At 33.8% G+C, this 13,871-nt stretch carries 8 protein-coding genes and 1 pseudogene; 6 read left to right on the top strand and 3 right to left on the bottom strand.

The features are described from left to right. Window positions 1-220 precede the first annotated feature (220 nt). The 3 genes from ABWU33_RS00905 to ftsH all read left to right on the top strand — a co-directional run bounded on the left by ABWU33_RS00905 (window position 221) and on the right by ftsH (window position 3,977). A complete protein-coding gene (locus ABWU33_RS00905; RefSeq protein ID WP_007302208.1) occupies window positions 221-700 on the top strand; it encodes an OmpA family protein in 480 nt (159 codons plus the stop codon). Window positions 701-842: 142 nt separating this feature from the next. Next, window positions 843-2,135 (top strand): tRNA lysidine(34) synthetase TilS, encoded by a 1,293-nt coding sequence (gene tilS / locus ABWU33_RS00910; RefSeq protein ID WP_250120119.1) that lies wholly within the window; start codon window positions 843-845, stop codon window positions 2,133-2,135. 12 nt (window positions 2,136-2,147) lie between these two features. Beyond that, window positions 2,148-3,977 carry an ATP-dependent zinc metalloprotease FtsH gene (gene ftsH / locus ABWU33_RS00915; protein WP_250120120.1) on the top strand — a complete coding sequence of 610 codons (1,830 nt, stop codon included), beginning with the start codon at window positions 2,148-2,150 and terminating at the stop codon, window positions 3,975-3,977. Window positions 3,978-4,101: 124 nt separating this feature from the next. Here ftsH and ABWU33_RS08145 read toward each other — a convergent pair. After that, window positions 4,102-4,973 (bottom strand): annotated as a pseudogene (locus ABWU33_RS08145) (hypothetical protein). Between the two features lie 263 nt (window positions 4,974-5,236). Between ABWU33_RS08145 and ABWU33_RS00930 the strand changes: the two are divergent. The 3 genes from ABWU33_RS00930 (at window position 5,237) to ABWU33_RS00940 (ending at window position 8,070) form a co-directional block, all read left to right on the top strand. Beyond that, window positions 5,237-5,704 carry a hypothetical protein gene (locus ABWU33_RS00930; protein ID WP_246433093.1) on the top strand — a complete coding sequence of 156 codons (468 nt, stop codon included), beginning with the start codon at window positions 5,237-5,239 and terminating at the stop codon, window positions 5,702-5,704. A 284-nt stretch (window positions 5,705-5,988) separates the two neighbouring features. Continuing rightward, window positions 5,989-7,251, top strand: coding sequence for a pyruvate dehydrogenase complex dihydrolipoamide acetyltransferase (locus ABWU33_RS00935; protein ID WP_211907528.1), 1,263 nt, complete (start codon window positions 5,989-5,991; stop codon window positions 7,249-7,251). A gap of 57 nt (window positions 7,252-7,308) precedes the next feature. Then, the gene (locus tag ABWU33_RS00940) at window positions 7,309-8,070 is read left to right on the top strand and encodes a hypothetical protein (protein ID WP_211907529.1); all 762 of its coding nucleotides are present in this window, start codon (window positions 7,309-7,311) and stop codon (window positions 8,068-8,070) included. A gap of 99 nt (window positions 8,071-8,169) precedes the next feature. Here the strand turns inward: ABWU33_RS00940 and ABWU33_RS00945 are convergent, their stop codons facing one another. Together ABWU33_RS00945 and ABWU33_RS00950 are read right to left on the bottom strand one after the other, a co-directional pair. Beyond that, window positions 8,170-9,915 carry a type I secretion system permease/ATPase gene (locus ABWU33_RS00945; protein WP_211907530.1) on the bottom strand — a complete coding sequence of 582 codons (1,746 nt, stop codon included), beginning with the start codon at window positions 9,913-9,915 and terminating at the stop codon, window positions 8,170-8,172. 205 nt (window positions 9,916-10,120) lie between these two features. After that, window positions 10,121-13,837, bottom strand: a complete 3,717-nt coding sequence (locus ABWU33_RS00950) for an ankyrin repeat domain-containing protein (RefSeq protein WP_353280843.1) — start codon at window positions 13,835-13,837, stop codon at window positions 10,121-10,123. Window positions 13,838-13,871: the final 34 nt, after the last annotated feature.

Genomic DNA, 13,871 nt, shown 5'->3' on the forward strand with positions numbered 1-13,871 from the left:
GTTAAAAGTATATTTGCTTAAAGTACAATAAAAAATTGTATTTTTATTCTTTTATTGTACTTCATTGCTAAGAATTGAGCATCTTATCAGAAAATTAATTATAAGATTGTAAAGAAAACATTTAGTATTTTATTTCCCTTGACTCTATTCTAGTATAGAGGGATTATTAGTACTAAAATTAAAATTACGCACTATATTTTAAATTTATGGAGGTTTAGTGATGTGGAGTAGACTGATTATAATGTGTTGTTTTTGTTTACTGCTTACTGGTGTAAGTTCTTGCCCTAAAAAAGGAGTAAATACGACAAATAAAATGAATGCTGTTGTTAAGCAGATAGGTGATAAAAGAGTTTTCTTTGGTTATGATGAATCTAGTATCAGTGAAGTGAGTGCAGATGCATTACTTGACGTGATGGAAGTGTTACAAAATAATCCTGACGCAAAGGTCACTTTAACTGGTCATACTGACAATCGTGGTTCTCACGAGTATAATCTTGCACTAGGAGCTAGAAGAGCAGATGCAGCTAAAAAATTTATGGTCAGCTGTACACCTTATCTAGAAAATAGAATAAAAACTGCTTCTAAAGGTGAAACTGAGCCTTTGGTTAATGTAAAAGATGATTCTAGAAATTCTAAATATGAAAAAGAGCATGCTAAAAATCGTAGAGTGGAATTTTCATTTTCTGGAATAAAGAAGTAGTTTCTTGCATTAAAACCTGGATCCCAGTGTCAAGCACTGGGATGACAAAAGAGAGCAATTCCGCTACTTGTTAGCGGGATCTATATATACCACAAATAAGTCGCTGTATGACGTAGAGACTATCTGGCCATCAAGAAACATAATGAAATTAGAGTTATTATTTCAAAATATAGCTAATAGCTTTGCTTTCCATAACCAAATCGCAGTCGCAGTATCAGGTGGTGTAGATAGTATAGTCTTACTGCACTTAATGACTAACTGGGCAAAAAAAAACAAGCTTTCACTTCCTATAGCATTAACAGTAAATCATGGGTTACGTTCAGAGTCCCAAAAAGAAGCTGATTTTGTTATAAGTTATGCAAAAGAACTTGGAGCAAAGGAATCGTTCATATTAAATTGGGAGAAGCAAAATATTAAAGGTAATATTCAGTTACAGGCACGAAAAGCACGATATAAGTTACTAGAAGAGTGGTGTAAAAACAATAATGTTAAATGTTTGCTCGTTGCTCATCACAAAGATGATCAAGCAGAAACGTTCTTATTAAGATTGGAGCGAGGTAGTGGCGTAGATGGATTATCATCAATGGATTACAAATCTTTCTTAAATGGTATTTATATATTTAGGCCGTTATTAAATTTTAGTCGTAGTGAAATAGAAAAGTACGCTAATCTTCACCGGTTAAAATGGATCGAAGATAGAAGCAATTATGACTTAAAATACAGACGAACTTTATACCGTAACTTACTTAAAGCAAGTGACAATCAAGAGATTTTAACAGAGCGAATATGCCTCACAGCCCTTCATATGAAAAGAGCTGCAAAAGCGTTGATGCACTACACACGCCTTGCACTTAATGACTGCGTTAATATTCATGATCTTGGTTATATTGAAATTAAACTAGATGAACTTTATAAACTGCCAGAGGAAATAGCTTTAAGGCTTCTTCTTTATTCTATAATGGCAATTGTCAACAAGCACTATAAGCCAAGGTACCGTAGCCTTATCGCAATATTTAACAAAATATCGCAAAAAGATAGTGATATTAACTGTACACTCTCTGGGTGCAAAATAAGAAAATATGGAGGGAGCATCTTGATAATGAGAGAATCATCAAAGATACAGGAAATTACTGTACACCTAACATTAAATGTCCCTATTGAATGGGACAATAGATTTAGCTGTACAATACTTAGCAATCAGAAGTGTTCAGTAACTATTGCTCCGCTAAAAAAAACACAAAAAGTTCCTGAATTTCTGAAGGATTACAACTGCTGCCCTGAAGTTTTCTACTCTTTGCCTACAGTACAAAAAGATGGAAAGGTGCTTGCTTATCCTGATATAAATTATAACGGAAAAAATACCAATGACGATAAAGTTCAATGCATTATTAATAGCACAATAAAGCAAAATTTGGTAAGCTTGATTAGTATTTAATTAGAAATGTAAATGAAAAAATTTTTAGAAGGCTTATTGATCTGGTTAGTGATTATTGTTCTTATTTCAGTTGCTTATATTCAATTTAGCGGAAGTATAAGTAAGAGTAAAACAACCATACCTTTTTCAGAATTTTTAACTAGACTAGAAGATAATGATATAGAAAATATTACAATAAGAAACCAAAGCATCGAAGGGAAGTTTAGGGATGGGTCAGCCTTTAACTCAAGTGGTGTTATATATAGTGACTTAATAAAAAGTTTGCATGATAGGAAAGTGAAGTTCTCCTTTTCAATTGGAGACTCTGCAATAGGTATAATTGGTGGATTACTTATTCAATGGGTTCCGACGCTTATCTTTATCGGTTTATTACTTTTCCTTTTTAAACAAATGCAAGCAGGAGGTAATAGAACTATAAGCTTTGGCAAATCAAAAGCTAGGCTTATGACTACTGGAAAAAAAGTGACATTTGATGATGTTGCTGGGATTGATGAAGCAAAAGAAGAGTTGGTTGAAATTGTTGATTTTCTTAAACAAAGGCAAAAATTTCAAGTGTTAGGTGGGAAGATACCAAAAGGATGTCTTTTAATTGGTTCCCCTGGAACTGGTAAAACTCTACTTGCTCGTGCAATTGCAGGTGAAGCTAATGTACCGTTTTTTAGTATTTCTGGATCTGATTTCGTTGAAATGTTTGTCGGTGTTGGTGCAAGCCGTGTCCGGGATATGTTTGATCAAGGCAAGAAAAATGCTCCTTGTATAATTTTCATAGACGAAATAGATGCAGTAGGTAGGCATCGCGGCATCGGTCTTGGTGGCGGTAACGACGAAAGGGAACAAACATTAAACCAGTTACTGGTTGAGATGGATGGTTTCGAGTCTAATGAAGGTGTGATAATAGTTGCTGCAACTAACCGTCCAGACGTCCTAGATCCAGCACTACTTAGACCTGGTCGTTTCGATCGACAGATTACTATTTCTTTACCTGATATAAATGGGCGTGAGAGAATATTAAATACGCATATAAAGAAAATATCGATAGCACCAGATGTAAACGTAAAAACAGTTGCGAGGGGAACGCCAGGTTTTTCAGGGGCTGATCTAGCAAATTTAGTGAATGAGTCTGCGCTTATTGCTGCAAGAAGAAATAAGAAAATTGTTACCATGGATGATTTTGAGTATGCACGTGATAAAGTGATGATGGGCATGGAAAGAAGGTCCTTAGTCATTACAGAAGAAGAAAAAAAGCTTACTGCTTACCATGAAGCTGGTCATGCAGTAGTTGCAGTTAATATGCCTGCTTCTGATCCTATACACAAAGCAACAATTATTCCACGTGGTAGAGCACTCGGTTTAGTTATGAGACTACCAGAAACAGATAGAGTGTCCCTCACAAGAGAAAAGATGCTAGCAGATATAACTGTTGCAATGGGTGGACGTGTGGCAGAAGAGCTAATTTTTGGCTATGATAAAGTCACAAGCGGTGCATCTTCAGATATAAAACTAGCATCAGATTTATCACGTTCTATGGTGACAAAATGGGGAATGAGCGACAAAATAGGTCCGATCTATCATAATCGCGAACAAATCACACATGATTCTGAGACAATTTCTGAAGATACGTTAAGACTTATAGATGAGGAAGTAAAGAAAGTCGTATTTTCTTGCTATGAAAAAGCAAAAGACATTTTAACCAAGCGTAGGAAAGACTTGGAGCTCATTGCTGAAAATCTACTGGAGTTTGAAACTTTAACAGGAGATGAAATAAGAGACATATTAAGTGGAAAAAAAATTGTTAGAAATGAAAATGAAGGTAAAGAAGAGATAAGAAGATCCTCTCTCTAATAAGATCTGGCTTTATTTAACCGCTAAAACAAAAATTTTTAATTAATTAGCTTAAGTTGTAAGATCATAGTTAAGCCGATGTATTTTATAAATGGACTTTTTTGAACATTCTTCCAATTTTTTTCTAAATAACTCTTTGCCTATTTAAATAAGCATATTCAGTATTAGAGCTTTCCAGACCGCTACTAGGAGAAAGATTAGGTTCTTGACCTTTAAACATCTCTATTAGCTTTAATACAGGAGCAGTTCCTGCTACAATAGCTCCTATAACAGCAGTAGCACCCATGATGAGAAGAATCGGTTCTGCAGTGGTGATTACACAAAGCTCAATACATAAACCAGCAATGACCATACCAACCATTATACCAATGAAAGCACCTACAATTATGGATGAAACTACACCAATTAATTGTCCTATTTTTGAACTAAGTGGTACTTCTCTTTCACGTCTAATACGCCTAATATAGCGTGACCTCATTTGTCCTCTCATTATTACATTTTCATCCCTGTTTCCAAAGAGATTCAATGACGCTTCTCTTTCTCTAATAAAATTTGGCCACATTTGTTGTTCTCTTGCCCTTCTTCGCTCTCTCATTATTATGTTTTCCTCAAAGAGGTTTAGTGGTACTTCTCTCTCTCACCTCTAATTCTAACATGATTTAGCTGTGCTTGTTCTACTAATAATCTTATTGTACTTTTTATTTCATTTAGCGGTGCTCTTCCTCCAATATCCTTAATTGCCTTCTCAAATTTTAATAGCGACTTGTTATTTAGTCTGACATTATTCTGAGAATCACAAACAATAACCCAATCTAAAATTGGCTTTTTTTAACCACCATACTCTATATCATCATTAATGTGTTCCTTTAGTTTTTTAATTATCTCTACTGCTCTTGTTTCCATAGCTTCCATGGCGCTATCTTCACTTTCTATGAGTATATTGAAAACAATTCCTAATAACTCCTGTTGTAAATCCTTTCGTTCTTTAATATTCATAATTAGCCTCAACTTTTATATGCTATTTTGCCAAAATAATTTTACCAAATAAGTAATATATATACAATAATTCTCATTTAAAAATTTTTTTACATTGGCCTATCTAAGTTATGTTTTAGGATGTAAAAGATTCTTACTTTAATACTTTATTAAAGTAAACCATATATGGATTGCTATTTAGGAGCAGCTGTTGTACTTTAATCATAAGGTACAGTAATGTAAGAAGGAGGTACTTTATGTCTTTAAAAAATGAAATTTCTTAGTTGATAGAGCAACAGCTTGGCATTAAATATCATGACAATTGCTTAGCTTACACTATACATAATTCGGCTGCAGGTGAAATATCCGATTCTATTGCTCTTTGCATAGTTGGCTGTGGCGATTGTGAGATTAAGTATCAAGGTATTGCTAATTCATTTAACATAACGAAAGAAGAAATTAACCAAAGTAATATAGAAAGCATAAAAAATAAGATAGAAAGTGAAGCTAGAAAAGAAGGTAGTGAATTTTCCGAGTTGATTTCTAGAATGGATCAATCGCTGAAAGAACAAAGTGAAAAGTCTATTATACAGATTTTAAATTCATCTGCTGAAGAGATGTTAAGGAGTTTTTGTGGTAGTTCTATACAGAGAACAGAGGATAAAGAAGTTAGTCTGTCCTCTGCTTCACATGAAGAGCCTGCTACAGAAGATTCGGAAACTACTATTAATTCTGATCTTTTATCAATTTAACCAGCTCCTCATATAAATTTTTTCTGTACCTAAGCTATATGTTTGTGAGAGGATAGTAAGCACTACATTTTTCTATTTCCATTATAACAGATTCGTCTATTTTCATGATGATCTTACTATTTGTACTCTTTCTAGGACTAAGCAATAGAAATAGTAGGATAACAGTAGTCAACCAAGATTCCAGCATCACGTACTAGGATGATATAAGTATCATAATTTACGATTAGATTGACATAGGGTAAAGAGTAAATTAAAAATTAAATAGATCTTTTAATGCAGAATAAATGCCTATAGAAATATTGATGCCCGCTCTTTCCCCAACAATGAGTAAAACTGGAGGAAAAATTGTAAAGTGGTGTAAAAAAGAACAAGATAAAGTTGAAATAGGTGATGTAATCGCTGAAATTGAGACTGATAAAGCCATAATGGAGTTTGAATCTGTCGATGAAGGAGTTTTAGCAAAAATTTTAGTGTCGGAAGGAACAAGTGGTGTGCCTGTAAATCAACTGATAGCTCTAATGTTAGAGGAAGGGGAAGATAAAAGCGCACTTGATTTAGCTTCTGCCATCAATACCAAGGTTGAGAAGGAGGTTGAAGCCGATTTTTCAGTATCATCCAACCCTTCGATTTCATCTAGCTCTTCAATGTCATCCCAGTGCGTGACACTGGGATCTAAAAAAGAGGATAGAGCAACAGAAAATAGAATAAAAGTAAGCCCCTTAGCTAAAAAAATAGCTCAAAATGAAGGTGTTGATATAAAGCGATTAAAAGGTACAGGTCCATATGGTCGTATCATCAAAGCTGATGTATTAGAATTTTTAGATCAAACTAAAAGCTATGAGAGATTTGAGGAAAATACAACAGTTGAAGTAAGTAATATGCGCCAAGTGATAGCGCAGCGCCTAGTTGAATCTAAGCAAAATATTCCACACTTTTATTTAACTATAGACTGCCACTTTGATAAGCTAATATCGCTCAAAAATGAGGTTAATTCAGCAAATGAGAACAATAAAGTAACAATTAATGACTTAATTATAAAAGCTGTGGCTTTCAGCATGAAAAAATTTCCTGATATAAACTCATCGTGGATAGATACTAAAATAGTAAGATACTCAAATATAGATATCTCAATTGCTGTAGCGCTTGAGGATGGACTGATTACTCCTATAGTAAAAAATGCTGATGAAAAAAGTGTTTTATCTATATCAAAAGAAGTGAAAGATTTAGTAAATAGGGCAAGATCTGGAAAACTAAAGCCTGAAGAATTTCAAGGAGGAGGATTTACTATCTCCAACTTAGGCATGTTTGGTATAAAAACTTTCAGCGCTATAATCAATCCACCGCAATCTTGCATTATGGCTGTTGGTGAATCTAAAAAACAGCCGGTTGTCATAGGTGAAAAAATAGAGATAGCAGAGATAATGACAGTTACTCTCTCTGTTGACCACAGAGCAGTTGATGGAGCACTCGGAGCAAAATTTTTAAATGCCTTTAAGTACTATATAGAAAACCCTACGGTGATGCTTCTTGAGCCTTTATTATTATAATAAAATTAATACCTCTTAGTTTATACTTTTGTTAGTTAATAGGTTTAGAGGTAAAATATGACTGATAAAAAGATAGAAAAACGTAGTATATCTTTTGATGCTACAAAATCAAAATTTTCAAACGATAGGTTTCAAATAGATTCCTCATCTAATGAGTCAATAGATACCATTGGTAAAAAATTTAAGTATGAAGTGAAACTTCCAGGTGTTATTCACACTACAACAAGAAAAAATAATGTTGGAAGCGGATTAAATGAGTTAGATCTAAGAAAGAAAAATGAAAACTCTTTCAAGACACCAATAAAGAATATTGAAGAATCAGATAGTAAGAGAAACCAAAGTCATTTGCTGTTTCAGGAGGACTCATTTCCAGAACTACCAGCATGTGCATATAAGCCAGCACTGCTGCCAAAACCATCAAAAGAAAAAATAAAGGAAGCTGTAGATAAAATGCGCAATAATAGAAAAGCTCATAATTCTGCAAGTGTTGAAAATGGTGTTAGTTCAGACAGGTTCAAAGTGCGCCCGTTCTTATGTAGTGATATAGATGGATATGTAGCTCCTGGCAAACGTGACCGTAATCTAGAAAGGTGTAGGGTTACACATGATAGCAGTAAGCTTGAAGCACAAATGGAAAGAAAGCATGGGTTTCAATCAGATCCAAGTGTTAAGCATGTAAAGGCTGATACTGTAGTATGTTCTATTACTAAAGGTCATGACAAAAAAGGCGTTAAATCTGATGTCTCATATACACAAGAGCCTACATCAGAAATGTCTAAGGTCAATGTGAGAGAATTAGCAAATAGGTTCCGCGGCTAATCATTATTGGATTTTTCGAATAACAATTGCTTAAGATTTTATAAACTGTGCATATAGTACTCTATAAGAGAAAGAGAAGTGTGACAGCTTCTCTCTTTCTTAACCACTTGCTGAAGAACGTTTATCTTCTGTGGCATCTGGTGATGGAGCAACTAATCTGCTCAAAATCTCATCTTTTGGTCCCATATCATAAATAACACCATCTGACATGATAATCACTTTATCAACTACGGATAGTAACGGTAGCTTATGAGTGATGATAACAGTGGTAGTATTTTGCTCTCTCGCAACATTGATTGCATTAATCAAGCGCGCCTCTCCATTACTGTCTAAGTTAGCATTCGGTTCATCAAGCACTAAAAGCTTAGTATTACCATAAAAAGCCCTTGCAAGTCCAAGAAGCTGTTTTTGGCCACCAGAGAGTATTACTCCTCCAGGTCCTCCTATTGTTGTATCATACCCATTTGGTAAGCTCAGTATTAATTCATGTATTCCTGCAATTTTTGCTGCTTTGATTATTTCTTCAGGATTTGGATCTGGTCTCATGCGGGCAATATTAGCTTTAACGCTCGTGTTAAATAACTCAATATCTTGAGGTAAGTAACCAACATAATTACCAAAGTTTTCTCGATTCCAAGTATATACATCAGCACCATCTAGTCTGACTACACCTGATATGGGTTTCCAAACACCAACGGTTAGTTTTGCAATGGTCGACTTACCAGAAGCACTTGCACCAATAACACCAACAACATCCCCTGGTTCTATTACAAATGAGATTCCTTTTACTGTTGGCTTATTGCTCCCATAAGGAGTAAAAAATACCCTATCAAATTCCAACTTCCCTTCAGGCTCTGGTAGAGCCATAGTTTGCTCTCTTTTTGGAGATGTTAGGATAAGCCTTTGCAGCCTGCCATATGACATCTTGGCTTGATTTAAAAATTTCCAAGTATGAACTGCTGCATCAAATGGAGCCAATACTCTACCCATCAAAATCGAGGCAGCAATAATGCTACCGGCAGTTTTGTGAGCTGTGATTGCAAGTAATGCACCTGTTCCAATTACTGAAATTTGGAGAGTTGAACGTAAAAATTTAGTAATACCAGTAATTACATTAGAACGATTCTGTGCTGTGACTTGCATTGCACGATTTTGATCATTCCGTTTACACCAATCAGAAACTATAAATTCTGACATACCCATAGCCTCAACCACCTCTGCATTTCTTGTTGCAACATCTATAGCATTAATATTACGTATAGTTTCTTCATTGGTTTCTCGCAATATACGCTTAGTGGCAAGTTCATTCCATACTGCCATTGAAACTAATATAATGATCCCGGCAATAGCTATAAACCCTGTAGAGGTATGTATCATAAAGATCACAACAAGGTAAATTAGCGACCATGGAGTATCGAACAGTGAAAATATACCATTTCCTGTAATGAAATTTTTTATTACTCCAAGATCTCGTATTGCTTCACCACTTGAAGTTGAGCTTTGTACTGATGTTAACCTGATTGACCTTACTATTAGATCTGGTGTTGCAGTTTTATCAATCCAATCACCAATTTTAGCCATAGCTAAATATCGACAAGTTTCAAGCATTGCAGAACATGCAAACGCAGATAAAGTAATAATCGTCAGCATAACTAGTGTTGACACACTCTCGCTCGATATCACTCGATCAAGTACCTGAGAGGTATAAAGTGGCAAAAATAACATTAACGCATTAATCCCTGAGCTAAACCAGAAAATAAACCAAAACGCACTCTTGCACTTCTCTAGACAAGTATATAGTATACTTTGCTTTAATTCCTTTTTTATTGACGGAGTGATTTCCACAATCTTCCTTTTTATTTAATTATATTTACCATATATAGTTTTTATTTCAAAAGTATTAACAGTTATTGCCTTGCCATATCATTAATGTAATAAAATATTAATGATATGCAAATATAAACTTTTTCATGGAAATTTAGCAAGGCGATCTAATTTCTTCTCTACTATAACCTTATACGATAGCCTTGCCAATTGTTCTACGTTTTTCTTATCTACTACTAAATGACAGTTTACTAGAATGCTTACTATCACTCCTCTGAAAGTTGATGCTATCAGAGTCAGTGACTACAATCTGCATCTCTTTTCTTCTTTCTATATGATCAGGAAGTATTATATATTCCAATGATCTAGCTGTAATTGCTCTTTTTCTCACACAAGATGGACTTGAATATACCCTTGGTCTATATCTTTCGAATTTAAAACAGTCAACAGTAATTCCCTCCTCAAAGTTAGAAAGTATTAGAGATGGAGATTTACTAACTTCCTTATCACTCACAGAATTATTTGCACTACCATAACTCACATGACGCGCTGCACTATGATTGTTACCACACTCTTCTCTTGAGGTTGAACCGCTTGGATTAAAAGGAGTCGAAAATATTGAATACCCATTGGTATCACCAAATCGTTTTATCAACCCACAGTTTTCTTCATTCATTTTTGTAATATTCTCGTGATTAGCACCTTCTGATAAGCTTGATGAAGCAATAAGATCTTCTTTTTTCTTACTAAAGATATTGCCTATTTTTAGCTTAGTTGCAACATTCTTGAATTTGTTTTTCGGAGCTTTTGGTTTAATTTCTGGATGCTCATTTATAGTAATTACACATGATGGATTATCTAACTTGTCCATTGTATTTTGTACTCTACTGTTGCGTCTTGAATACAGACTAAGTTTTGTTGTTAAATCATTCAAAACAGGTGAACTTTTTCTACCTTCTAAAGACTTATTCGAACATAGTACTACACTACCACCCCTACTCATTTTCTGAGGAGAAATATTGAGTTTGTCTTTACTCTCTAATCTAGTCTCATGCGTAAACTTGTAAAGTTCATTTTCCAATCGTGAAATATCTTCTGCATTCTTTATTAATAGTTCCAATATTGAGTTGTATTCCTCCAAATCATGATCTCCTACTTTTGTCTTAGCTAACTTTCCTGTAGCCTCTTCAATTCTGTTCATTTTTTCAGTATAGTTTTCTATCTTACGTTTAACAGGTTCTTTTTGAAGGCCAATCACTAAGTTGTATAAGATAAGTAAAAATGATATCGAAGAAAATGCAATGGAAATCCAGGTAGGAATTTCTTCCTTTTCAGATTCTGCATTATTATACTTAACGCAAACAGAAATAATCACACTTGATATTGACATGGCCAGATTATAGTAGTCTAGAAGCTTTTTGCTTCTTTCTTGATCTTCCATATTAAGTTTATCATATTTCCTTTTTTTGTTTTCCCTTATTTCATAAAAGAAATCTAAAAATAACCTCAAGATATTTGTGTCACCATATTTAAAAGCATAATCTAAAGCTGTTTTTTTTGCATTATCCTTTATATCAAAATTTATCTTCTTATTTACAGTTTTCTCTCCGGTGCTGATTGTTAGGTAGAATAAGGCTTTAATAGCTTTTTCCCTTAAGTGCTCATTTTGTTTACGCTTTTCTAAAACCAACTTTTTCAAAAATTGACCTTGCTTAAAATCCTCATTTATAGTTTTTTCAAAATCATTATCACTCATTACAAGATAGTGTAATGCTGTTCTTCCAGATTTAGATACAACATTTAACATTTTCTTATTATAGGGGTAATGATTATCTGTCATAAAATATTCTATTAACTCAGCATTAAGGCTCATGGCAGCTAAATGTAGAGGTATAAGCCCTTGACTGTTTGTGTTAAAAAGTGGTACTGTATTCCTAATAGTTGACTTGGCAATACTTTCAATAACATACTGAGAGAATTCTATGTCGTCGGCAAGAGCAGCCATGTGTAACGGTGTATTGTCATTTTCATCATATAACACTTTGATGCTAGCAGCCACCTTTTTACCTACAAGTTCTTTTGACACAAATTCAAGACATTCCTTATTGCTGCTCAAAATAGCTGCAAATAACAACCTTTTTTGTGTATTTTGTTCTAAAAAAATACCCTTTGGGCTTTTTTTTACCAAATACTTAACGCATTCTACTCTTCCACTGAGAATAGATAAGTGTAGTAAAGTTTGTCCATCCTTATTTTTCTTACTTAATATTTCTCCCACTCTCTCTTTTTTAAAAAGGTGCTCAAGGCATGATTTATTACCAACACGTGCTGCCATATGAAAGACGGTGTCACCGTTGCTATTCTCACGCAAAACCTCTTGATAAACGTCAAATTTCTTCTCTTCCAACTTTTTTTCTATCATGCTTAAAAACGATAAATCAAGTTGGGCAGCAAAATGTAAAGGGGTGTTTCCTTCATTATTACTCTTATTTACTTGCATGCTTCTGTCTACTAATAGACTCACACATTTTTTTCTTAGTTCTGTTTCTGTATTACTCGATAGAGCTAAGTGTAGGGCCATATTTCCTTTGCGTGTTTCTGTGCTTAAATCGTAATCAGGAAATTTCTTGAGTAAAGATGTTAGACAATCATACTTCCCGTACATTGCAGCTAAATGTACAAGATCTCTTCCATAATCACCTTTGGATTGAAGTATGCTATTTCCTATATTTTCATAAAATAGCTCTATACAATATGAATTACCATGTATAATAGCAATATGTAAGGGGGTGTTACCTTGTTTATTCTGAACAATTTTTGCACCTGATTTAATAAACAATTTCATTAGCTGGTTATTTCCATGTTTTGCAGCTATATGCAATGGGGTGTTACCATCTACATTTTCTTGATTAATTTCACTTTTTAGTCTACCTAAAAATTTTAGATGCTCTATAAGAAAATTTATGGCATTTTCTTGAGTTTCTGAGTTACCTACAACCTTATGAAAAGGATTCTCATTATATTTATTTTTTAAAAATTGTACTTGATTATCAATGAAGAATTCTATGCACTCAGCATTTCCAGATTGCACAGCATAGTGTAATGCGTTATTTCCATATTTATCTGTTTTAATTTTCTCTCTATCAAAAATTCCTTTTGCTGTCAATATTTCTTTTAAATATTCTAGGAGGTTAGGACTTCCGCTTCTGGCAGCATAGTGTAACTCGGTTTTATTATTGGCAGTGCAACTAAAATCTGCTTCATTTTCTATGAGAATTTTCAAGCATTCTTTATTGCCAGATTTAGCCGCATAGTGTAGTGGTGTTTTACCATCTCTATCTTTATTCCTTACTGCTTCTTTAATGTTAAAATTAGAATTTTCTATCACAAAACATAAAATATCTTCTTTACCCGACTCAGCTAAATAATGTAGAAGTGTTTTATCATTACTATCTGCAAAATTCTCCAATTTTATAATCAATTCTCTGCCCATACCAAGAATTAGAGATACAGCTATTTCAACATGAATATCATAATTCCTATTTTTCTTTTGTTCTTTCCCAATTCTTTCAATAGCCACTGTTAATAGCGAAGAACCATCATTACTTGTTATATTCCATCCATCTTGACGAAATTTTTCAGCTAATGAATCACTTATATTTTCTGCTAAAATCCTGCTTTTTATACAATCAAGATTATTAGTACATATATTATAGTTTTCTTCTTGAGTTACTTTATTAATATAATCATATATGATTATTAGGTCTTGCTTATTGACTTTATCTTCTGAATTGCCTTGTAATGAAGAGAGGTCTATCTTACTAATTGCTCTGACCATACCAACGTTTCCCGCAACAAATAAACCTGAACTGAGTGTCTTTGCGCTTGTACTAGATTTAGCTTTGAAAACACTAGTAACTGTGTCAAATTTATTTTTGAACATACTGTACCTCATAAATAATAATGCCGGTAGTGAA

The organism is Wolbachia endosymbiont (group B) of Cyclophora punctaria, assembly GCF_964028235.1.
In the GTDB taxonomy this organism is placed as follows: Bacteria; Pseudomonadota; Alphaproteobacteria; order Rickettsiales; family Anaplasmataceae; genus Wolbachia.